19 protein-coding genes and 18 tRNA genes are annotated in these 21,556 nt (G+C 45.7%); 6 read left to right on the top strand and 31 right to left on the bottom strand.

Annotation, left to right across the window (positions count from 1 at the left end; all coding sequences use genetic code 11):
* Positions 1-145: 145 nt before the first annotated feature.
* Entirely contained in the window at positions 146-1,102 is a 957-nt protein-coding gene (locus AC27FN_RS00185; RefSeq protein ID WP_487166017.1) for a magnesium transporter CorA family protein, read from the top strand.
* 85 nt (positions 1,103-1,187) lie between these two features.
* Positions 1,188-1,310 (top strand): DUF4044 domain-containing protein, encoded by a 123-nt coding sequence (locus AC27FN_RS00180; RefSeq protein ID WP_487166016.1) that lies wholly within the window; start codon positions 1,188-1,190, stop codon positions 1,308-1,310.
* Between the two features lie 310 nt (positions 1,311-1,620).
* Here AC27FN_RS00180 and AC27FN_RS00175 read toward each other — a convergent pair whose 3' ends face one another.
* The 4 genes from AC27FN_RS00175 to AC27FN_RS00160 form a co-directional block, all read right to left on the bottom strand.
* On the bottom strand, positions 1,621-3,987 hold the full coding sequence (locus tag AC27FN_RS00175) for an FtsK/SpoIIIE family DNA translocase (protein WP_487166015.1): 2,367 nt from the start codon (positions 3,985-3,987) through the stop codon (positions 1,621-1,623).
* A gap of 32 nt (positions 3,988-4,019) precedes the next feature.
* On the bottom strand, positions 4,020-4,532 hold the full coding sequence (locus tag AC27FN_RS00170; RefSeq protein WP_487166014.1) for a tRNA (cytidine(34)-2'-O)-methyltransferase: 513 nt from the start codon (positions 4,530-4,532) through the stop codon (positions 4,020-4,022).
* A gap of 248 nt (positions 4,533-4,780) precedes the next feature.
* The gene (locus AC27FN_RS00165) at positions 4,781-5,632 is read right to left on the bottom strand and encodes a methyltransferase domain-containing protein (protein WP_487166013.1); all 852 of its coding nucleotides are present in this window, start codon (positions 5,630-5,632) and stop codon (positions 4,781-4,783) included.
* Positions 5,633-5,664: 32 nt separating this feature from the next.
* Positions 5,665-6,867 carry an AI-2E family transporter gene (locus AC27FN_RS00160; RefSeq protein WP_487166012.1) on the bottom strand — a complete coding sequence of 401 codons (1,203 nt, stop codon included), beginning with the start codon at positions 6,865-6,867 and terminating at the stop codon, positions 5,665-5,667.
* A gap of 188 nt (positions 6,868-7,055) precedes the next feature.
* Here AC27FN_RS00160 and AC27FN_RS00155 point away from each other — a divergent pair, with 188 nt between their 5' ends.
* Both AC27FN_RS00155 and AC27FN_RS00150 read left to right on the top strand, forming a co-directional pair.
* Positions 7,056-8,099: a lactonase family protein gene (locus tag AC27FN_RS00155; RefSeq protein ID WP_487166011.1), complete on the top strand. Its 1,044-nt coding sequence runs from the start codon at positions 7,056-7,058 to the stop codon at positions 8,097-8,099.
* A gap of 18 nt (positions 8,100-8,117) precedes the next feature.
* Positions 8,118-8,765 carry a copper homeostasis protein CutC gene (locus AC27FN_RS00150; RefSeq protein WP_487166010.1) on the top strand — a complete coding sequence of 216 codons (648 nt, stop codon included), beginning with the start codon at positions 8,118-8,120 and terminating at the stop codon, positions 8,763-8,765.
* Between the two features lie 127 nt (positions 8,766-8,892).
* Here AC27FN_RS00150 and AC27FN_RS00145 read toward each other — a convergent pair whose 3' ends face one another.
* Genes AC27FN_RS00145 through yjbM form a run of 3 tightly spaced genes read right to left on the bottom strand, consistent with a single transcriptional unit; the run spans position 8,893 to position 11,254 of the window.
* Complete coding sequence (locus AC27FN_RS00145) at positions 8,893-9,783, bottom strand: RluA family pseudouridine synthase (RefSeq protein ID WP_487166009.1); 891 nt, start codon at positions 9,781-9,783, stop codon at positions 8,893-8,895.
* On the bottom strand, positions 9,783-10,586 hold the full coding sequence (locus AC27FN_RS00140; RefSeq protein ID WP_487166008.1) for an NAD kinase: 804 nt from the start codon (positions 10,584-10,586) through the stop codon (positions 9,783-9,785). The genes AC27FN_RS00145 and AC27FN_RS00140 overlap by 1 nt, the downstream gene beginning before the upstream one ends.
* Complete coding sequence (gene yjbM, locus AC27FN_RS00135) at positions 10,583-11,254, bottom strand: GTP diphosphokinase (protein WP_487166007.1); 672 nt, start codon at positions 11,252-11,254, stop codon at positions 10,583-10,585. The genes AC27FN_RS00140 and yjbM overlap by 4 nt, the downstream gene beginning before the upstream one ends.
* A 371-nt stretch (positions 11,255-11,625) precedes the next feature.
* Here yjbM and AC27FN_RS00130 point away from each other — a divergent pair, with 371 nt between their 5' ends.
* Positions 11,626-12,249 (top strand): DsbA family protein, encoded by a 624-nt coding sequence (locus AC27FN_RS00130; protein ID WP_487166006.1) that lies wholly within the window; start codon positions 11,626-11,628, stop codon positions 12,247-12,249.
* 161 nt (positions 12,250-12,410) lie between these two features.
* Here the strand turns inward: AC27FN_RS00130 and pepF are convergent, their stop codons facing one another.
* From pepF to AC27FN_RS00105, 5 genes are all read right to left on the bottom strand, one after another.
* Positions 12,411-14,213, bottom strand: a complete 1,803-nt coding sequence (gene pepF / locus AC27FN_RS00125; protein ID WP_487166005.1) for an oligoendopeptidase F — start codon at positions 14,211-14,213, stop codon at positions 12,411-12,413.
* A gap of 76 nt (positions 14,214-14,289) precedes the next feature.
* Positions 14,290-15,324: a competence protein CoiA gene (locus tag AC27FN_RS00120; RefSeq protein ID WP_487166004.1), complete on the bottom strand. Its 1,035-nt coding sequence runs from the start codon at positions 15,322-15,324 to the stop codon at positions 14,290-14,292.
* A gap of 128 nt (positions 15,325-15,452) precedes the next feature.
* Positions 15,453-16,205, bottom strand: coding sequence for an adaptor protein MecA (locus tag AC27FN_RS00115; RefSeq protein WP_487166003.1), 753 nt, complete (start codon positions 16,203-16,205; stop codon positions 15,453-15,455).
* 194 nt (positions 16,206-16,399) lie between these two features.
* The gene (gene spxA, locus AC27FN_RS00110; protein WP_407882560.1) at positions 16,400-16,807 is read right to left on the bottom strand and encodes a transcriptional regulator SpxA; all 408 of its coding nucleotides are present in this window, start codon (positions 16,805-16,807) and stop codon (positions 16,400-16,402) included.
* A 322-nt stretch (positions 16,808-17,129) separates the two neighbouring features.
* A complete protein-coding gene (locus AC27FN_RS00105; RefSeq protein ID WP_487166002.1) occupies positions 17,130-17,870 on the bottom strand; it encodes an MBL fold metallo-hydrolase in 741 nt (246 codons plus the stop codon).
* Positions 17,871-17,971: 101 nt separating this feature from the next.
* Here AC27FN_RS00105 and AC27FN_RS00100 point away from each other — a divergent pair, with 101 nt between their 5' ends.
* Positions 17,972-18,475, top strand: a complete 504-nt coding sequence (locus tag AC27FN_RS00100; protein WP_487166001.1) for an antibiotic biosynthesis monooxygenase — start codon at positions 17,972-17,974, stop codon at positions 18,473-18,475.
* Positions 18,476-18,562: 87 nt separating this feature from the next.
* Here AC27FN_RS00100 and AC27FN_RS00095 read toward each other — a convergent pair whose 3' ends face one another.
* The 19 genes from AC27FN_RS00095 to AC27FN_RS00005 form a co-directional block, all read right to left on the bottom strand.
* Complete coding sequence (locus AC27FN_RS00095) at positions 18,563-19,567, bottom strand: FAD:protein FMN transferase (protein WP_487166000.1); 1,005 nt, start codon at positions 19,565-19,567, stop codon at positions 18,563-18,565.
* 324 nt (positions 19,568-19,891) lie between these two features.
* Positions 19,892-19,965, bottom strand: a tRNA-Met gene (locus AC27FN_RS00090).
* Between the two features lie 17 nt (positions 19,966-19,982).
* Positions 19,983-20,055: transfer RNA gene (locus AC27FN_RS00085), tRNA-Glu, on the bottom strand.
* Between the two features lie 39 nt (positions 20,056-20,094).
* A tRNA-Ser gene (locus tag AC27FN_RS00080) sits at positions 20,095-20,182 on the bottom strand.
* Between the two features lie 9 nt (positions 20,183-20,191).
* Positions 20,192-20,265, bottom strand: a tRNA-Ile gene (locus tag AC27FN_RS00075).
* 1 nt (position 20,266) lies between these two features.
* Positions 20,267-20,340: transfer RNA gene (locus AC27FN_RS00070), tRNA-Gly, on the bottom strand.
* Between the two features lie 15 nt (positions 20,341-20,355).
* Positions 20,356-20,428: transfer RNA gene (locus AC27FN_RS00065), tRNA-Phe, on the bottom strand.
* Between the two features lie 4 nt (positions 20,429-20,432).
* A tRNA-Asp gene (locus AC27FN_RS00060) sits at positions 20,433-20,506 on the bottom strand.
* Between the two features lie 4 nt (positions 20,507-20,510).
* Positions 20,511-20,584, bottom strand: a tRNA-Met gene (locus AC27FN_RS00055).
* 18 nt (positions 20,585-20,602) lie between these two features.
* Positions 20,603-20,694 (bottom strand) — tRNA-Ser (locus AC27FN_RS00050).
* 28 nt (positions 20,695-20,722) lie between these two features.
* Positions 20,723-20,796 (bottom strand) — tRNA-Ile (locus AC27FN_RS00045).
* 20 nt (positions 20,797-20,816) lie between these two features.
* Positions 20,817-20,890 (bottom strand) — tRNA-Met (locus AC27FN_RS00040).
* Positions 20,891-20,920: 30 nt separating this feature from the next.
* Positions 20,921-20,994, bottom strand: a tRNA-Pro gene (locus AC27FN_RS00035).
* A 25-nt stretch (positions 20,995-21,019) separates the two neighbouring features.
* Positions 21,020-21,093: transfer RNA gene (locus AC27FN_RS00030), tRNA-Arg, on the bottom strand.
* Between the two features lie 6 nt (positions 21,094-21,099).
* Positions 21,100-21,185: transfer RNA gene (locus AC27FN_RS00025), tRNA-Leu, on the bottom strand.
* A gap of 17 nt (positions 21,186-21,202) precedes the next feature.
* Positions 21,203-21,274 (bottom strand) — tRNA-Gly (locus AC27FN_RS00020).
* A 20-nt stretch (positions 21,275-21,294) separates the two neighbouring features.
* Positions 21,295-21,367, bottom strand: a tRNA-Thr gene (locus tag AC27FN_RS00015).
* Positions 21,368-21,401: 34 nt separating this feature from the next.
* A tRNA-Lys gene (locus tag AC27FN_RS00010) sits at positions 21,402-21,474 on the bottom strand.
* Positions 21,475-21,482: 8 nt separating this feature from the next.
* Positions 21,483-21,555 (bottom strand) — tRNA-Val (locus AC27FN_RS00005).
* Between the last annotated feature and the right edge of the window lies 1 nt (position 21,556).

Here is a 21,556-nt window from a genome sequence, read left to right as displayed (position 1 = left end):
ACCTTCTTTTTCAATTAACTGCCCCTTAGTATACTTGAACCATATTTGAAATGCATGGTTAAAACGCTTAAAATGACGTGAACAATGGGGGCTTATCCCGTCTTAATTGATGGCCTAGTGGCCTACCCTAAAAGAGGACTCAATTATGATTGATTATTATGAAAACGACACGGCCGGTCGCCTTGTGTCCGTTAATGAACCCACCGCTGATTGCTGGATTAATGTCGTCCAACCGACTCACGCAGAAATTAAATTTCTTGCCGACCGCTATGACTTTCCAGAAACTGATATCTCCGCGATTTTAGATAATCGTGAAAGCTCGCGGGTCGACGGCATCGATCCGGCTCGCCCACAACGTCCCCTTCATTTACTGTTACAATTCCCGAAATACGAAACAAGTCCACTCGGTTATTTAAGCTTTGCGACGTGGCCATTTTCGTTCATCGTCACTGACTCAGCCGTCATCACCATTGCCAATCAACCGGCCAGTTTTATTCATGACTTCATCATGAATACGGCATCGAATAATCTCGACCTCACAGATCGACAAGATTTCGTGCTGCGTTTTGGTTGGTACATTGCGCACGCATTCGTTCACGCCCTGGCTTTAAGCGAACAAGAAACCAAGCGCCTTGAACGCAGTCTCACAACAGCAACTGATAATGATCAAATTTATCAGATCATGGCAATGCAAAAGACCCTGGTGTTGTTCAAAAGTGCCCTATCCGATAATCGACCAGTTTTAAAAGCCATCGCCGCGGCACCGGATTATTTTAACGGTCCTCATTTCCAAGAACTACTCGCACAAATTTTAAATGAAACGGATCAGGCCCAAAAAATGACCACCATTCAAAGTAGCATTTTAGCCCAATATAGCGAGATGGTTTCAGCCGTGGTTTCCAATAACCTGAACGAAGTGATGAAACTGCTCACCTCCGTAACATTAATCATGACCATTCCTACCATTGTCGGCGGTATTTATGGGATGAATGTTGGCTTACCCTTTGCACACGCGGCGCACGCCTTTGCTTTGGTAATGAGCATCATCATTGTGGCTTCTGTAATCACGGCCGTTATATTACGACGACGAAACTGGTTTTAATCTGGGAATCTAGTAAACGGGCTTGTACTTTAAGCGTGGACACGGTACCATAAAAGATAAATTTTTTAAGGAGTGCTTGATTGTTATGCGGGGAAAAAAGAAACGTAGTGGATTTGAAAAATTAACCATGGTTGTGGTTTGGGTAATGATCGTCTTGACCCTCGGTGGTGTCGTTCTTGCAGCCCTGCAACCACTCAATCTTTTTTAACAACCACGATTAATCACGGATTGAACCGATAACCTAATCAGCTTCAGGTCCAAATGTAAAGGAAGCTGACTGATATGAACCGCGAATTGTTGTAACACCATCAAGCACACAGAGCTGTAACGTAACCCTGTGTTGCCAATCAGAACCAACGTAAATAGCACTGTTTCCAATAGGAAACAGTGCTATTTACGTTGACCGAAATCGTCATGAATTTGGCACGCGTTATCGAGGCAAAGTTTCTCTCGAAAATACTGACGTCACTTTCAACTTGCGGTTAAAGCGACGTTTCAACCGGTCACGGCCTATAACCTCAGGCTTGATCACTTGGCGGCTGTTGATAGACCTGCCGTGGTCTAGAACCATCCGCCGGACCGACAACACCTCGGGCCTGCATATCATCAATCATGCGCGCTGCTCGGTTATAGCCGATGCGAAAACGCCGTTGCAGCAGTGAAGTCGAGGCCTTTTGCTGTTCTTGGACAAACACGACCGCCTGATCATACAATTCATCAAGGTCGTCGCCTTGGTCCCCGTCATCCGAGTCATTGATCTCGGCGTCACTAACCACCATTTTGTCATCATACTCAGCGGTTTGCTGATCTTTAATAAAACCAACCACGGCCGCAACGTCTTTGTCCGAGATAAACTCACCTTGAACACGAGTCGGTTTATTTTGATCAATTGGTTGATACAGCATGTCACCACGGCCCAATAATTTTTCAGCCCCATTGCTATCTAAAATAGTGCGAGAATCAATACCACTAGACACTGCAAAGGCAATGCGTGATGGCACATTTGCCTTAATTAAGCCCGTAATAACGTCAACGGACGGTCGCTGAGTCGCTAAAATCATATGAATACCGGCGGCCCGTCCCATTTGGGCAATTCGGATAATCGCATCTTCCACTTCGGAAGAAACGGTCATCATCAAGTCCGCTAATTCATCCACGATAGCGACCACATAAGGCAACTTTGGTTGAGCAACATCGCTCGTAGCATTATTTTGTTCAGCGAGTTTGTTATATCCATCAATATTGCGAACACCAAAATTGGCAAACAACTCGTAGCGTCGCGTCATTTCGTCGACTACCTTATGCAAGGCTTTGGCTGCTCGCTTGGGTTCAGAAACGACGGGGGTCAGTAAATGCGGAATGTCATTATAAACGGACAATTCGACTCGTTTTGGATCAATCAGCATGAACTTAACCTGATCAGGTTTAGCCTGCATCAACAAACTTGTAATAATACCGTTAATCGCCACAGACTTACCGGATCCCGTGGACCCAGCGATCAGTAAATGCGGCATTTTCGTAAGATCACACATCACGATATTGCCCGTTACGTCACGCCCCAAAGGCACGGTTAGCACGTGATTGGGATGGGCTGGCTCATGTTCGACCACGTCACGAAAACTAACCGTTGAGATTTCGCGATTAGGGACCTCTATTCCAATGAGTGATTTGCCTGGGATTGGCGCCTCAATCCGAATGTCTTTCGCCGCTAATGCTAAGGCGAGATCATCAGCTAAATTGACGATCTTCGAGACTTTAACCCCGATCGCTGGATGTAATTCATATTTCGTCACAGAAGGTCCTAAATTAACATTTTTGACCTCTGCATCGACCCCAAAACTGGCTAATGTTTGCTGCAAAGTTTGGGAATTTTGCTCAATCGCATTCAGCTCGTTCGTCTGATCGGTGGGCGGGATTTTCGTCAGTAGTGCCGCAGTTGGCAACTGATAATCACTTAAATCAGCCGTCGGATCACCTAAGTCTAATGTTTCTTGAGCAACTGTTGGCTCAGAAGCCGCTTGATCAGCCGCCACCGTAATTTTAGGTGGTTGCGGACTTGGTGCCGCGGTCGCTTTTGGTAACGCATCAACCGGACTAGCCAGCTTTTCGACGGGCCTAGTGGTGGTTGGATCACCTGTTACCGGCAATTTGTGCTCGGAGGATTGCGCTGATGACTTAGCAACCGGTTGATCAGGCGTGGCCGTGGTGGATACGGCCTGACGAATAAAGCGACTCAACCGCCCTTGGCCCCACTTTAGCCCACGAATTAGCCAATGCCAGCCATTCTGCAAACCGTTACCAACAGTCGCAAAGGAAATGTTAAACAAGAGTAACCCACCAACAAAGATCAGCAGTGCCGATAAAATTGCGGTGCCTAAATTAGCGGTTAGACGCTCAGTTATCTCATATAGGTAGGCCCCAATCATCCCACCACCGACATCTGTTGTGAGCGTACCAGCTTTGAAGTTATCGCCAATCATCCCCCAAGTGAGTGCGGCAAAATGGGCATGATAATTTAAAGCGAGAAATAAGCGTAAATGATCAAATAGTAATAGTCCTAAGTAGACTAAGCTGCCACCACCCCACTGCCTTTTCGGTAGGCGCGGCAACTGACCAGTTACCATCAAGATCACCCCGCCGATCAAAACTAGGATCGCTGCAAATTGATTGGTGTTCCCGACTAGGACCGCCAATGCATTGGCAAAAAAGACCCCTGCCGCTCCTAAGCGAAGGGCAGCTAACAAAGCCAAAAATGCGATGACAAAACCGAATATATGCCATTTATAAACTGAGATCGCCTTTCGACTGGTCGACTTTCTGGATGATGGTCGTTTCTTGGGTGATGAACGAGGGGTTCGCCGAGCTGTTTTTTTTCGTGCCGCCAAAAGAGGCCTCCTTTCATTGACATTAGTTTGCCTTATTTCAACTTATCATTTGGATACCAGTGCGTTTGTTCCAAGTGATTAAACTGTTGCTGACGCATGACTTCGTAGATAACAATAGCAGCCGAATTTGAAAGATTTAAAGCGCGAATGTGTTGATCGTCTTGAGGAATGCGAATCGCTTGGTCCGGATGCTGACGCATAAACGGTTCTGGTAGACCAGTGGTTTCTTTACCAAATAAAAACCAGTAGTCATGATTCGCGTTCGTATAATCCGGATCAACATAAGTTTTTTGAGCAAATTTAGAAACGAGAAACAGGTCGTCCTCAGCTGGAATTGCTGCCATAAAGGCTGGCAAGTTTTCATGATAGGTGATGTCAACTTTATCCCAATAGTCTAACCCAGCGCGTTTTAAATGAGCGTCATCTGTTGAAAAACCCAGTGGTTCAATTAAATGTAAGGCGGTATCCGTACCCGCGCAGGTTCGGGCAATGTTACCCGTGTTGGCCGGCATTAAGGGTTCAAATAAAGCAATATGATTCGTCACAAGCAGTCTCCTTACTCTGTTAACTAATTTGAAAATAAAAACGCAGTCATCTCGGTATTAGCATACAGCGAGACGCTACGTTAATGAAGTCCGAATCTGACCGCCACTAACGCCAACCCAGACGATATTGACGATCAAATGATTCCATAAGCATCCTATCACTTCGCCACCATTCAAGCAATACGAAAATCCCGACTTACCGCACGCGATCCGCTTTGGCCTCGGCCAATCATCGACAACCGATCGCGTCACACCTGGGCAGTTAAAACACTCACATCCACGGTAACAGCTGCCACTGGTTGAGCTAATAAAGCCTGCCGGTGCACATCATCACTGCCCCAACTTAGGGGGGTCATCGCCATCATATCCGCGATTTTATCCGGTCCAATCGTAAATTGATAACGAATCGGGGTCGCGATCATCGACGGGTAATGTTCCTTAAATAAAGCCACTACCCGCTGATTATCATATTGAAATTGCGGAGCGGTCGGTTCATAAAGCGCGTGCCGGAGTTCCACTAAGTAATCGTGATTAGGCACAATCTTAATGATCCGCCCGCCTGGTTTTAAAATTCGTTCAAACTCACCGTAAGCCGACGGTGAAAAAAGTTCGATCACAGCGTCAAACTGCTGATTCGTAAAGGGTAATTTGGCCAAATCAGCGACACAAAAAAACGCCGCTGTCGTTAATTGAGTTGCTAAGCTTATGCCATCTTTTGACAGATCAAAACCAATCAACGTGTCGCCAGCTTGCTGTCGAAGTTCATCCAGTTGGGCTAACGGCGTCCCCTCGCCAGTACCTACGTCGAGCACCGTTTGAGGACCAGTTGGCAATTGATCATTAATCGCTTGCACCAATGGGAGGAACAGGCCTGCTGTCAACATTTTGCGTCGCGCAGCCAACATGGTTGCATCATACTCAGTGGTGACCGCATGGGGCAGGAAGTATAAGCTCCCACGTCGATTAAAATCTAGTGAATGGCCGTTTGCACAGCTAACCGTATGCTTTTCGACACGTTGATAAGGCTGGTGACACACTGGACAGGCAAATAGTGACAGATGTTGTGTCACAAATTGAGCGCCCCAATCGATTTTCTTCATGATAATAACTAATCCAATCTTCGTTTAAGTGGTTATTTAAGTTTCGTTGCGTTATCCGTAGTCTGGTTTGGTGCCGGTGTGAACGTCTCCTGATCATCTTTAAACCATTGCGCATGGGCACGCCAATATTGATACAGGTGCGTGACAATGACCTTTAATACGGCATACCCTGGGACACCGAAGATGACGCCTAGAACGCCGAATATTTTACCCGAAGCCAATAAGACGATGATAATTGTAACCGGGTGAATTTTAAGACTTTGTCCCAAAACAAGGGGTGAAATCAAACGTCCTTCAATTGTCTGCTCAATCGCGAATACAATCAAGACCTGAACGAGCATCCATGGTGATACAAATGCACCCACCACAACCGAGGGAATCATCGCCAAAAATGAGCCCAAATAGGGAATAAGGTTTAAAATTCCAGCCACGATCCCTAAGGTTAACGCGAATTTTAACCCAATGATTAAATAACCCACGTAAAACATCAAGGCGACGAAAAATGCGACGGTTAATTGCCCACGAATATAATTTGCCACTTGGTCGTTGATTTCTTTCAACACCGCTAGAAAGGACGTTTGTAACCGATTGGGCAGGAGCTTAGCAATCGATTTAGGTAATTGATGACCATCCAATAACATATACCATAAAATAAACGGAAAAGTCACGAGGGCAATTAAGATCGTGCTAACGCGACTAAACACACCGCCTAGCCCCCCAACAGTCGAAGTTGCAGTACTTTTAATCAAACCACTAAAACTCTTTTGTAGTTGATCATCGTATTGATTCAAAATGCCCCGCAGCCACTTAAAACTCGGGTCTTGCCACCAAGATGTGGTGGAGTTCACGACATTCTGCCAGTACCGAGGCCAATTAATCAAAAGATCGTTAAGTTGTCGTTGAATAATCGGAATCAGCGACAAAGCCCCCCACACGATCAGCGCTAATAATAAGATAAATAAGCCAATCGTGGTCCAAGCGCGGTGAACGTGGTATCGACTGGATTCTAGCCGATCGACCAACGGATTCATTAAATAGTAAAACACCCCTGCTAAGACAAGGGGCCCACCGACAATACTTAAAAATTGTCTGATTGGTGTAAAGAGCCAATTCACTTGACTCAACAACCACAAAATCAGCAGGCTCAATAAAATAATGGTTAAATTCAAAATGAGCCGTTTGGCCCCTGTTTCGCTAAACAAACGGGGACGCAGCGGTGGCTTCTGATTTGTCATCACATTCACCTCAATAAGACGCTGCCATAAAGGCAAAATAAGTTATTGAATGAAGTATAGCATACCCATCGCCGACGTGTGGAACGGCCGTTTTCACCTGCTCGAATTAAGCCGGACTATGCTATACTAGTGCCGGTTGTTCATATCAACACAATCATCCGATTCAAAAAAAGAGGAGCAAACTAATCATGCAAGAACATTTTTTTGTCGGTACATATACTAAGAAAAGTAGCCAAGGCGTTTACCGGATGAGTCTCGATGTCGACACCGGTCGCCTATCAGCGCCAACCTTGGTTGCTCACGCAGATAGTCCGACTTATTTGGCCCGTTCGGTGGCTAATCGGTTGTACACCGTTGATAAAGATGCCGCCACCCACACTGGTGGCACCTCGGCCTTTGATTTATCCACAACCCCAGCGACTCTGCTCAACCATGTCTTCAGTGATGGTTCCAGTGCAGCTTACGAGGCAGTCGATGAGCAACGCCAACTCGTTTACGAGGGAAACTATCACATGGGGACCGTTAAAAGCTTGGCCATTCAAGCAGATGGCTCCCTCAAGGTCGCCGATGTCATCACCCACCACGGCACCGTTGGCCCGAAACCAGAACAGGCAGACGGCCCACATGTTCATTTCACTAATTTAACCCCTGATCACCGCTTAGTCGTCTGTGACCTCGGCTTGGATCAAGTTATGATTTACGATGTTAGTGACACTGGCAAACTAACGTTAGTTTCCACCTTTGATACAGCTGCTGGTTTCGGTCCACGACACATTGTCTTTCATCCAACAAAACCATTAGCTTACTTAGTTGGTGAACTAAGTAGTGAAATCTCTGTGCTTAACTATGATGCTGTAACTGGTAAGTTTACTCACTTACAGACTTTATCAACCATTCCTAATGACTGGACTGCCCATAATGGCGCCGCTGCCATTCGGATTTCCGCAGACGGTCAATTTGTCTATGTCAGTAATCGCGGTTTTAATACCATTGCCGTTTTTGCTGTTGGTGAGGATGGCTTGTTATCTTTACGCCAGCAAATCAGTACGGAGGGCGACTTCCCGCGAGACTTCGATTTAGATCCCTCACAACACTTTGTCGTGGTCGTTAATCAAAATACGGACAATGCGACATTGTACCAACGTAACGCAACCACGGGACAGCTCAGTTTATTACAAAAGGACGTTGCTGTTCCAGAAGGCGTCTGCGTCCTATTTGACCCCATTGCCTAAACTCGGAGGAAAATCAGTGTGACTCAACCACTTTTTAAGGAAATTGCGATCGAAAATTTCACCGATTTACCGGCAGCAATCAAGGCTGGTGCCAACCGGATTGAACTAAATGACAATCTAGCAGTTGGCGGCACGACGGTTAGCCGTGGCGTAATGAGTGAGGCTGCACGATATACAGCTGAACACCACCTGCCGTTGGTCGCCATGATCCGGCCACGTGGCGGTAACTTTGTGTACAATGATACCGAAATTAAAATTATGGAAGCTGATCTATTTTCCGCACAAGAATTAGGCGTCGATGGGGTTGCTTTTGGGGCACTGACTGCCGACGACCGCCTCGATACCGAGGCCTTGGAACAATTACTGGCGGCGGCTGGCGGGATGAGTGTGACCTTTCACATGGCCTTCGATCAGTTAGCCGCCAGCAGTCAATTATCAGCACTCGATTGGCTCATTGACCACGATGTTGAACGCATTTTAACCCACGGTGGTCCCCTAGATACTCCCATCGAAGCGCATATTGATCATCTCAAAGAATTGGTTAAATACGCCGCTGGCCGGATTGAAATTTTACCTGGTGGCGGCCTCACGACCAGCAATGCCGACCAACTAGCAAGGACTATTGGTGTTAGCGCAGTTCATGGCACGCAGGTGCTTGACTTCTAGTTTTTGCATTCAGGCTCGTATCAGTCTCGATTCAGAAATAAAACAACTATTGGATAAAAACGAGTGGCTGTCAAAATTGGCAGCCACTCGCTTTATATTATAATCAATCATTTCATCAGATATTTGTTTATTGCAATAGGTGTTTAATTTGATCATCAGGGTCTTGATGGACCTGCCAGATTCGCCCGGAAAACGGATCGTGGAACTGTAAATCCGTACAGGCCAATGCTTGATGATTCAGATTAGGCACAGCCAAGCCCCCATATAGTTCGTCCCCCACTAACGCATGACCTATGCTAGCAAAATGAACCCGAATTTGATGAGTTCGCCCCGTATGCAAACGAACCTTAACGATCGTCCAATTTGGACCTTCACTAAGCGTCCAATACTCCGTGTAGGCATCCTGCCCATCCGGCGCCGTCGTTCGTTTGATAAACGAATCAGGCGCTCGCTTGATGGGTGATCGAATCTCGCCATGAGCCGGTAGCCCGCTACCAGAAACGACCGCCAGATAAGTCTTTTGTAACGTATGAGTCTTTAACTGCTGGTCTAGAATGGAATGAGCCATGTGATGTTTCCCGAATAGCACTAAACCACTAGTCCCTTTATCCAGTCGCGTGACGATGTGTGGCACTTGCAAAGGCATCCCGTGCGTAATGAAGTAACCCTTAGCACGATTCACCAAGGTATCGTTACCATAGTGATGGGCGGGTACTGAAGCCACCCCAGCCGGCTTGTTGACAATTAAAAAGTTAGCGTCCTCTTTAACAACATTTAAAGGTTGATCCGAAATAGTCACTGCCGCATTAGCCGGTTCCGGTGGTAATACAATTGTCACCACATCACCGATGGCAACTTCATCAACACTCCAAGCTGGTTGGCCATTAATCGCCATTTGACCGCCGTGAAATTTAATTTGTGTTAAAACAGCATGACTAACACCATGCTGTTGCAAAAAGTTACGCAATTTTGTCGGCGCTGTATCATTCTTCCAATCAAATCGTAGTGGATAAGCCATTATTCTACGTCTCCAATAAATGACTCGCGCACTCGTTGCCAAAAGGCCGTGTGTCGGTATTGGGCAAAGTAAATTCGCTGATCAGAAACCTTAAACCGAATTTGTTTAACAAGCCGTTCAGGTGTTAAAAATTGGTCGCAAGTGATCGCAAAATTATCTGCATCCTCCGACTTTAATGTGACCCACTCATCTTTGCCAATGATAAACGGGGCCCCTAGCGTTCGAAACACCCGATTATTGATTGAGGCAATCTCGGCCATTTGCACGGCCTCGATGCCAGGATGCAAGACGGCCCCACCTAAGGACTTGTTATACCCTGTCGAACCAGTAGGCGTTGAAAAGCATAAGCCATCACCGCGAAAACGTTCAAACAATTGATCCTTGATATAAACATCGCAGACCAGTGTCTTAACGGCCTTTTTTACGGTGGCTTCATTTAATGCTAGGAAATGGTGTGGCACTTGTTCGCCTTTATATGTGATATCGATATCTAGTAATGGGTAACTCACGCTTTCGCCATTGTCCCGCTGCAAACTGGCAACTAGCTGATCAATTTCAAAATCCCGCCAATCAGTGTAAAAGCCTAAATGTCCGGTATGTAAACCAACAAACCGAATTGTAGCCAATTGGGCGCGGTAATGATGAAAGGCAGACAGTAGCGTACCATCACCACCGACTGATAATACGATTTCCGGATGATCCTCATCAATTTCAATCCCGACCCGCGCCAAAGTCGTTCGTAGCTTTTCAATAACCGCTTTGGTTGTCGCCTGCGGATAGTAACTATAAATTGCAACTTTCATGTCAACTTGCTCGATTCTCCTGATTGTCTGTCTGTGTCCGGCGCAGTCGTCTCGCCAGCCGCCTTTGACTCTGGCTGAACTTCGGAGAGATCAGCCCGAATCGCGGACATTTCTTGATCCAATCGGAATGCCGCCTCCCCTGCACGTTCCAGCCGCCCCTGTAATGCCTGCGGGAATTCTCCTTGATATTTATAATTCAATGAATGCTCAATCGTGGCCCAAAAATTCATGGCCAGTGTGCGCACCTGAATTTCGGCTAAAATTTTTTTCTCGCCATCTTTCATCTGTACTGGATAGCTCACGACGATATGATAAGAACGATAACCACTTGGCTTAACATTAGAAATATAGTCGCGTTCTTCTAAGATCGTCAAATCCGTTCGTTTACGCAGCAAATCAACCACCTGGTAGATGTCATCAACGAACTGACACATAATTCGTAAACCAGCGATATCTTGCATATCTGCTTCGAGACGGTCCTCAGCCACATGACGGCGAACCATTTTCTCTTGAATGCTGGCAACTGGCTTGACTCGTCCAGTCACAAATTCGATTGGTGATTGTTGCCCCGCATCTTTATATTGGCGACGAATACCACGCAATTTAATTTTTAGTTCATCCACTGCTTGCTCATAAGGGAGCAAAAAGTGATCCCAATCTTCAATCATTTCAAAACCTCCCGGAGGAAACGTGGTCAATCGGCGCTCAAATCGCACCCGACTGGGATTAGTTTACCATACTTCACAGCTCGATTCTGTTTGAAGCTCTTAGACTTAATTGAAAATCAAGCCACTTTTGTTACGGTGATTAACCCGCTTATCTGTTGACGCATGTCACACAAACCCAATAATATCAAACAATAAAAGACTTTTCTCTTTACATTTATTTTTGAATCAGGCATGATAGTCCCAGTTGCAATTCAGTTGTTGGTCGCAGACATGTGCAAACGTTTGTCTGCGACCTGCGTGTGTCATTTTAATCACTAATTCACTAATTGTTGAGTGTTGCAGGATCGCATAATTTTGATGGAGGTTTCGCTGTGCTAGAAGTTTATCTGTTTGTTAATCCTTTGGGTGATCAATGTTATACCTGCGAGCGTCAGATTAACCAGATCTCGGCACAAACGCACCGTAAGTTACAAATCCAATTTGTGCCGATGGTTAACTTGCAAACGATCAGTGAAACGTTTCACCGACTGAGCCCACAGCATCCAGAGCTCACGCGAAATGCGTTGGCTGAGCAACTTTATCATATTATTTTAGACTATAAAGCGGCCTCTTTTCAGGGTAAACGGCTCGGTCGCCAATTTTTCTTGCGCCTGCAAGACCATATCTTGGCCCAAGGGGAAACCTACACGCCGGCGTTAGGCCTACAAGTCGCACACGAATTAGCTTTAGATATGGAAATGTTTACTGAAGACCGCCGCAGCAAACTAGCCGAGGATGCCTTCAGTGCCGATCAGCGGTTAGTCTCTGAAATGGGCATTGAGCATCCCAGCGAAACCGTTATTTTCGATGTTGATGACTTTGACTGTGGCTTGTTGATGGAAAATTTTGACTTTGACACCTTATTAGAAATCAGCAATCACTCTGCTAACAGTCCATTAGCTAATTTTCCCAGCAATAAAGCAACCCAACAAAAAGCAAATTTGCGTATTCTCTAAGCAAAATTAACGTATAGACACAAAAGGTACCCACAACTAGTCAATAAAACTGGTTGTGGGTACCTTTTATTTGTCCAGCTACACTAGCTTGTTACCTGTGCCTGGCCCGATCAATTGGCCAAGAACACGAATCACGGCTTCCCAAGTCGTCGTGATTCGGATCAACCTAGAATTGCTTCGAGTTCATTTAATCGTTGTTCGAACACATCGAAAGCAGCCACTAAATAATCTGGTTTTGTCATATCGACCCCTGCAGTCTTCATGACAGCCAACGGATATTGGGAATTACCGGCCTTCAAAAAACTTAAATAACGATCCAAAGCTCCCGGTTGTTGACTGGTAATCCCCTGTGACAGAGTAGAAGCTGCAGCAAAGCCAGTCGCATACTGAAATACATAATAGTTGTAGTAAAAGTGCGGAATCCGGGCCCATTCGTAGGCAATTTCTGGATCCGGCGTTAAATCTGGGCCATAGTAACGCTGATTTAGCTCCCCATAATATTCGGTCAATCGTTGCGCGGTCAACGGACGCCCAGCTGCATCTTCTTGATGAAGCCAGTGTTCAAATTCCGCAAATTGTGTTTGACGAAAGACCGTTCCCTTAAAACCGTCCAAATAATGATTTAGCACGAAGGCGCGAGTAGCGGGATCCTGATGATGATCAAGCAAATATTGCGTCAATGTATTTTCATTAGTTGTCGAAGCAATTTCTGCCACAAAGATGGCATAGTCACCGTACTGATACGGTTGATTGTGACGCGTATAGTAACTATGGATACTGTGACCCATCTCATGAACTAAAGTGAAAAGTTCTTCTAAGTTATCTTGCCAATTAAGTAAGATGTAGGGATTAGTATCGTAAGTCCCCGACGAAAAAGCCCCACTGCGCTTCCCCTTTGTCTCAACAACATCAATCCAACGCTGATCAAAAGCGGTCTGAACGTGACTCACGTAATCTGGCCCCATCACTGATAAGGCGGCGAGCGCTTCTTTTTGCGCAGTGGCGTAAGTATACGTTAATGGCGCCGCTCCCGTGATTGGCGTGTAAAGGTCGTAGGCATGCAAGTGATCAACGCCTAAGATCCGTTTTCGCAAACTGACGTACCGATGAAGCAAGTTCAAATGAGCATTAACTTGATTCACCAAGGTTTCATAAACCGTCTCAGGAATATTATTTTTAGCCAACGCCGCCGACCGTGCACTGTCATAATGGTGCACCTTGGCGGTGAAGTTATGTGCCTTAACAGTGCTAGACAAGGTTGAAGCAAACGTATTTTGAAATTGCTGATAAATGCGAAACAGCTGCTTAAAAGCTGCCGCACGAACTGATCGATCTGTGGACTGCAATAAGACACCATAGACGCCTTGGCTAAGCTGAACCTCATGGCCCTCCTCATCTCTGACGACTGGAAAGGCCAAGTCGGCATTATCGAGCACCCCAAAAGTCTTAGCCGAAGCATTGAAAATATCACTCGCGCCAGATAATAATGATTCTTGATCGGCTGGCAATGTATGTTCACGAGCCCGATTAATGTCCGCAAAAAAATGTTGGTAGGCAGCTAAGTTGGGCGTGGCCAGCCAACGCTCTAATTGAGTTTCATCAATCGCCAAGACTTCAGGTTCAAACCAAGCTAATGCGCTACCAGCTCTGGCAACTAAATCATTAGCCCGCGCCGCCAAACCTTGGGCTGTCTGATTACTCGTATCCTGTTCCTGTAACAAAGACGCGTAAACATCAATTTTTTCCAAATGTCGCCACACCGATAATAAAGCTTGGGTGGCAGTCAACAATTGTTCTGGTCCATCGTTCAAGTGATGATGGTATTGATCAAATTGCGTTAATTCTGTTTTAACTTGTTCATACGCCTGTTCCCAAGCAGCTTCCTCGGGAAAAATTGCCGTCAAATCCCAGGTTAAACTAACTGGAACTTCTTCACGAGTGGGTAATTGCTTAACATCTGCCATGTCGTTACCTCCATTATTTTCGCACTTTTCTAATCATTTTCTTACATTAGCACACTTTCACCGCCGTTAGCGAACTTTATAGTTGCTTTTGATGATCTGAACTAAAAAAATGTTTAAATCGCAATTCGATTAATCGTTTTCGTTGCTGATTTTCAGCCAATTGACGATTAGGCAGCCACGAAAGCTGGGCGGATACAATTCTGGTCCACGCGAACTGGCATTGTCGGTCACTAGCTGTTGGATGGACCCGCCACCAAAGGTACAGCGGAATCCGCCAACTAAGCTCATTTTGAATGAAAGCTGGTGTTTCAATCACATCACCTAGTACCCAGTCTGGCAGTCGTTGTAACAATGTTTTGGCTTGATAACATTGTGCCTGCCAGCGCAATGTTTGTGCATCATAATGAATCAGCCCCCATTGTAAACGCTGGCGCTGATAGCGATGCGTTTGTGCTGAAACCTTACCTTGGTTAATGCCTGCTGAATCCGTTGTCATCTGCCAAAAGTGCCGCCAATCGTGCCAGCTTTTAAATTGTTTACGTTGCGAGACTACCGGACATAACGGAATCGTACCGATATTGAAGCGCACTTTCAAACACTGATGAGCGACGGACCAAAACAGTACGCAGGCTCCGTAGCGCGGATGAAACACAATAAATTTAGCAATTTTGGTGAGGTGCAACTGGGACTGCTTCTGATAAGGTGATCCTAAAAGCCATAATTGTTGATAGTGACCCCCCTTATAGCCGAGTTGACGTTCATTTAACCGCTGACTACTAATTGGGCTACATTGAAATTCAACCGCTAAGCGACGATTAATGAGTAAATCAGGTCGCTGACGTAATTGAAGCAATGGCGTTTCAATCGATACCGTGGCGCCTTGTTGGCTAAACCACTGAGCAAGTTGAACTTTACCCTTTAGATGTTCGGTGGTCTCCCCTTCGGCTAAACTATCGCAGCTTTGATGTCGTAAGTGTGCAAAATAAGGTTGGCGAATTACGCCCGCTCGCCGAACGACCGGTCGAAGACATCCTGGGCAAACGACTTTTTCATTTGCGCTTTGATTGGCTGAGATGAGTTTACCTTTGGCGCCTAGTCGTGCCATTAACATGCCTGTCTCCTCCGCTAATAGAGAATTTATCTAATACATATATACGACAGACAGCCAAAATTATACGAAAAAAGCCGATCGAATTGGTCAAGTAATTGACCGCCTCAATCGGCTGCTAACACAGCTGTTTATTTAAAATAATGACGTGCAAGTTCCAACGCGGACGTATCCATCACTTTCTCACCATGTTCAGCGAGAACATCCCCAGTGATTGTCGTCTTGTTGGCATACTCTAGTGCCACGGCAACATCATCTTTAATTGATTCTGGTGAAGTTTGATCCGTAAAGAAAACTAGTTCCAAATAAAATTGGTTGCGATACTTATAAAGATTCGACAAGCCGCCTTCTAAACGAAGCACTTTAGCGATCGCAACTAAATCCTCAAAATCGCCTAATCGTAGAACTACTTCTCGAGTTGGAACGTCGGGATTATCAACCATGCCCTTTAGATCATCAGGGTCATCTGCTTGATCGTGGCTGTTTTCACTAAGCTCAGTACGGCGCGAATCATCAATATCATCGCGGCCTTGTAACTGCTGTCGCAGAAAATCGGATACCTGATCTGTACTAGCACTGTCAAAATCAACAGAACCATTTAACTCTGGCCCTTGATCATCAAAATCCTCATCGTCAGCGTCGTCGCCGACATTCTTGCTGATGAATAACTCTAAGCCATTGCGGTTTGGTAAAACCTGAAACGTAACCGCGTCATTATCTTGAAATTGATGATCTTCATCCACTTCTTCAAGAATACTGTAAAAGAACTTTTCAATTTGTTGATGATTGCCCAATAAATCTAGCACGGTGATGCCACGGGCTGACAAATCATCATTACCAATTAGAACGCGAATTGTGTTTTCGTTAATCCGTTCCATTTCCATGCGAAACACCCCTTTCGCGACAGGAATTCCACCCGAATGTTTAATCAACATTTTAGTCTTCTGTGTCGTAAAGTAAAGTTTAAGCAACCATAATTAAGACATTCGTTGCTCCGACGTCAAGATAATAAAAAGACCCGATCTATAGATATTATCCCATAGATCTGGTCGCTTGCAAATCAATCATCAAACTTAGCTTAAAGATCAGCCAACCGCTGTGCCTCTGCTAATTCAAGCGCGCGAACATCGCGTGGCAAGAAACGCCGAATTTCGTCCTCATTATAGCCAACTTGGAGCCGCTTATCGTCCATAATAATCGGTCGACGTAACAGCGCAGGGTTCTCATGAACCAAATCAATCAGTTGATTCATTGGAAGATCATCGAGGTCAATATGCAGATCTTGAAAAATCTTGGAACGTTTCGAAATAATCTCCTCGGTGCCATCTTCTGTCATACGGAGAACCGTCTTAATTTCATCAGTTGAGAGTGGTTCGGCAAAAATATTCCGTTCGGTGAAAGGAATATTATTCTCAGTCAACCATGCACGAGCTTTACGGCAAGACGTGCAGCTCGGTGAGGTATAGAGCGTAACTAAGTTACTCATATTTGTCGTCCCCCTTAAATCATCTGTCGAATGACGCATTTCACTCGATGTACATATTGTACAGCGAATGCCTTCAAAAGAAAAGCCTTTTTCAAACAAACGTTCGCATCGATTTGCAGAATAATAAAAGCCTTAAATCAAATAAGTGTTCTTTTATATGAGGATAAAATACATATTGTTAAAAATAGTATTTAATTGGTTCGGCATTTGTATTAAAAAAATCGTATAATCTTAATAAAATAAAAATAATGAAAAAAATCTCAAATCCCTTGATATCACTGAAGTTCGCTTTCTTTTTGTAAGTAAAATGACGCCGTTTTGATTAAATTTCCAAATTTTTTTCATCCGCCGCGACTAATACCTTAATGGCGGACCCAGCCGCAGTTGATGCTTGTTGTTTTAACTCTTCAAATGAGGTGATCTGCGGTAAATGCGTTAAAATTAATGTTCCCACCTGCGCCTGCTGGGCTAGCTGTCCTGCCTGTGGTGCAGTCATATGCCACAATTGTCCACTTCGGTTAGCAAAAAAATTCGTATCCACCATTAAGACATCTGCCCTGGCGGCAAAATCACTTAATGCTGGCATCGTGGCACTATCAGCCGTATAGACCAGAACGGCCCCCGTTTCCCTTTCAACAACTCTGATTGCGAACGTTGGCACCGGATGGATGGTTCGTAAAAATGTGATGACAAAAGGCCCCAATTCTAGGGTGCCATTCGGATCATATCTTTTACCAACCGTGGCATCGGGCCAAGTTAAAGCAGCAAAGTTCAACGGGTCTTCCATGTGACCATATATCGGTAACACATCCTGTTTGCGAGGACCAGTTTGTAATTGCCATTCATATTGTAAGACACCTACATCGGCAATATGATCTTGATGATAATGGCTCAGTAACACCGCGTCCAATTGTAAAGGGTCTAAAATCTTCTGTAAGGCGATTAAAGTGCCACTGCCGGCGTCAAGCATTAGATTGAAGCCTTGGGATTGAATTAAATAACCAGAGGTGCCACCGCCATTAAATGGATAACCGCCGTAGTAGCCTAATATTGTTAATTTCACAGGTCTTCCCCCTCACTTTCTTCATTCATTGTAAGCGTCTTATTTTGCAGAACAACCAGCAACTTCCTATAATTGAGGTATCCAAAGATGGAGGTAGTCCCATGACAAATGAAGTTACATTAGCATTTGGTACCAAACCAATTTTACAAAAGATTCAGGATTCCAATCCACAAAATCATCTAATCTCACTTTCGGAGACAAGTGGCGTGGCTCACCTTATGTTATTAGACTTGAGTGGGCAGCCAAATGTTTTTTCAAACCCGATTCGCTTTGAGCTGCTAGCCGAGAAACAACCAGAAACTAGTGATGCGAACGCCTTTTATTCATTCCTAAATTTACAATTGGACGAAGATCACGCCAAAATTTTACGTGCCAGTGTTGATCATTTCTTCGACCAACCCACCCCTCCTGGCTTACAACGCTTCCTACTCTTACAGAATCGGCGAGCCACTAGCGAATATGTCCTGCTATCAATTTGGGATCACGTCAATGCCTATCATGAGTGGGTTGCCAGTGACTCATTTAGTTCTTTCAAACCCTTCTACAAGCAGTCTCAGTATAATTTCCGCGAAACAGCCTACAATACAATTAATTTAAATAAGTGACAAAAAAGCAATTCAGGCAATCACCTTGAATTGCTTTTTTCGATGGAAGTTGCCAGTCAGGTAAAACTCAAAAATAGTCCACTGCCTTCACACCAAGTTTGAATGATTGAGTGTCACAATTTTCGGATCCAACCCAACAATCTCGACCTGATGCTGCTGGCTAACGAAAATTGCACCTAAGCAATCTGGATGCTGTTGCAACCAATCTTGTGGTGCTTTGCCAGCAAAAAATAACCGGGTAGACTCAATTTCACCAATAACAGAATGCCGGCTAAAGACTGTCACCCCTGCCAAATCAGTTTCGAATGGATAACCTGTCCGAGAATCTAAAATGTGGTGGTAATCATGTTGGCCAACTACCAAATGACGTTCGTAAATGCCAGAGGTTACTGCCGAACAGGCCGGTAGGTTGACTGTAGCCAGTGGCTCTCCGCGACTCGCCCATGGGTTTTGAACACCGATACGCCAGGTTTGATCAATTGTGTGGGGGGATTTTCCCACAAACAATAAGTTTCCACCTAAGTTAATTAAGCCGGCCGAAATACCTGCAGCCATCCACAAATCTTTAATGCGATCTGCAATATATCCCTTAGCGATTGCCCCTAAATCAAGCTTCATGCCTGTTTGCTCTAAATAAACAGTGCGGTTGGTCGCATTTAAATGAACGCTCTGTGGATCAATTAACGCCAGTGCAGCATCAATCTCAGTCGATGAAGGTTGGTGGGCATCAACGAAACCAATTTGCCACGATTTGACCAATGGGCCAATCGCGATATTAAAACCACTCTTCTCCAAGCTCGCTTTTACACCCAGCTCAATCAAACGATAAGTGCTGTCTGACACCTGAATGGGGTATTTACCGGCTGCTTGGTTGATTGTCATAACCTCTGAAGTTGCACGGTTCACAGTCAATCGATCCTCATAGTTAGTGACGAGTTCGTGAGCCATCGTCAACCATTGACGTTGGTTGGCACCAAAAATGCTCAGTTGAATATTTGTTCCCAGCGCGTGAAACTGCGCATCTTGCCGATAGTCTGCTACTCCCTTGATGGCTTGATCTGAACCCCAAGTCGACTGAACTCGTTTATCCATTAATGTCCGCCTCTTTCATAAGCTGTTATTAGCAGTTAAAAGCACTAAAAAATCAGAGCACAGTAAATCGATCATAGCGAGCGTTGGTGGCGACTCAATCATTGGCAATCTTGAACCGACCACCAGTCTGGACCAGGCGCTGGTCTCCCAAGCTGATAGAGCGTAACAAGGATAATCAGAACGGAACCCCAGCCGGGTGATCCTGGCCATTAACTAGTCAGCAATAATTAGCTTTTTCTACGAAGTATTGCTAGCAGGTTAAGCGCAAGGACCAGGCCGGTGGAGCTCAACAAAAAAGCCTACCACCTTGGTAGACTTCTAGAATTGCGGGGGCTGGATTTGAACCAACGACCTTCGGGTTATGGGCCCGACGAGCTACCAGACTGCTCCACCCCGCGATAATATAAACTTAAAATGACCCCTACGGGATTCGAACCCATGTTACCGCCGTGAAAGGGCGGTGTCTTAAACCACTTGACCAAGGGGTCAACATTAATAAACGCTCTAGATTAACTACCTACTACCAACGGAGAAGGAGAGATTCGAACTCTCGCGCCGCTTTCGCGACCTATACCCTTAGCAGGGGCACCTCTTCAGCCACTTGAGTACTTCCCCAAAACCAAGTGGGCACAAGTGGACTCGAACCACCGACCTCACGCTTATCAGGCGTGCGCTCTAACCAGCTGAGCTATGCGCCCATGGAGCGGGTGACGAGAATCGGACTCGCGACAGCAGCTTGGAAGGCTGCGGTTTTACCACTAAACTACACCCGCATAACATGGTTATAATGGCGCGGGACAGAATCGAACTGCCGACACATGGAGCTTCAATCCATTGCTCTACCGACTGAGCTACCGAGCCATAACGGTCCCAACGAGACTCGAACTCGTGATCTCCTGCGTGACAGGCAGGCGTCCTAACCAACTGGACCATGGGACCAAAATTGCGGGGGCTGGATTTGAACCAACGACCTTCGGGTTATGGGCCCGACGAGCTACCAGACTGCTCCACCCCGCGATAATAGTAAATGATGAAAGGAGGATAAGAGATTCGAACTCTTGCGTGGGCTTACACCCACCTGACGGTTTTCAAGACCGTTCCCTTCAGCCAGACTTGGGTAATCCTCCATATAATGATCGTACGGCCACTTAATAGTGGACCTTGTAGGACTCGAACCTACGACCGGACGGTTATGAGCCGTCTGCTCTAACCAACTGAGCTAAAGGTCCAAGTTCACCATAAGTACCAATCGCGGCGGGGGGGATCGAACCCTCGACCTCCCGGGTATGAACCGGACGCTCTAGCCAGCTGAGCTACACCGCGATCATAAATAACTGACAAGCTATTTATAAATCGGGAAAACAGGATTCGAACCTGCGACCCCCTGGTCCCAAACCAGGTGCTCTACCAAGCTGAGCTATTTCCCGAAATACTACGCAGATTGCTCTGCAATGCACCCAGTAGGAGTCGAACCTACAACCTTCTGATTCGTAGTCAGACACTCTATCCAGTTGCGCTATGGGTGCAAAAAGTGCCGAGGACCGGGATCGAACCGGTACGGTCATCACTGACCGCAGGATTTTAAGTCCTGTGCGTCTGCCAATTCCGCCACCCCGGCATTATAGAAATTGGCAAAGCGGAAGACGGGATTCGAACCCGCGACCCCCACCATGGCAAGGTGATGTTCTACCACTGAACTACTTCCGCATAATATATAAATGGTACAATGCCGACTAGAGGATTCGAACCTCCGACCCCCTGTTTACAAGACAGATGCTCTGCCAACTGAGCTAAGTCGGCGTTAACCGAAAATTTCACTACCCTCTAAGGGCAATGAGCCGTGACAGTCTCGAACTGTCGACCCTCTGATTAAAAGTCAGATGCTCTACCAACTGAGCTAACGGCTCATCAAAAATGGAAGATACAGGGCTCGAACCTGTGACCCTCTGCTTGTAAGGCAGACGCTCTCCCAACTGAGCTAATCTTCCA

The organism is Furfurilactobacillus sp. W61-4 (assembly GCF_057545565.1).
Note: the sequence above shows the minus strand (reverse complement) of the source record. Positions and strands in the feature narration are given on the sequence as shown.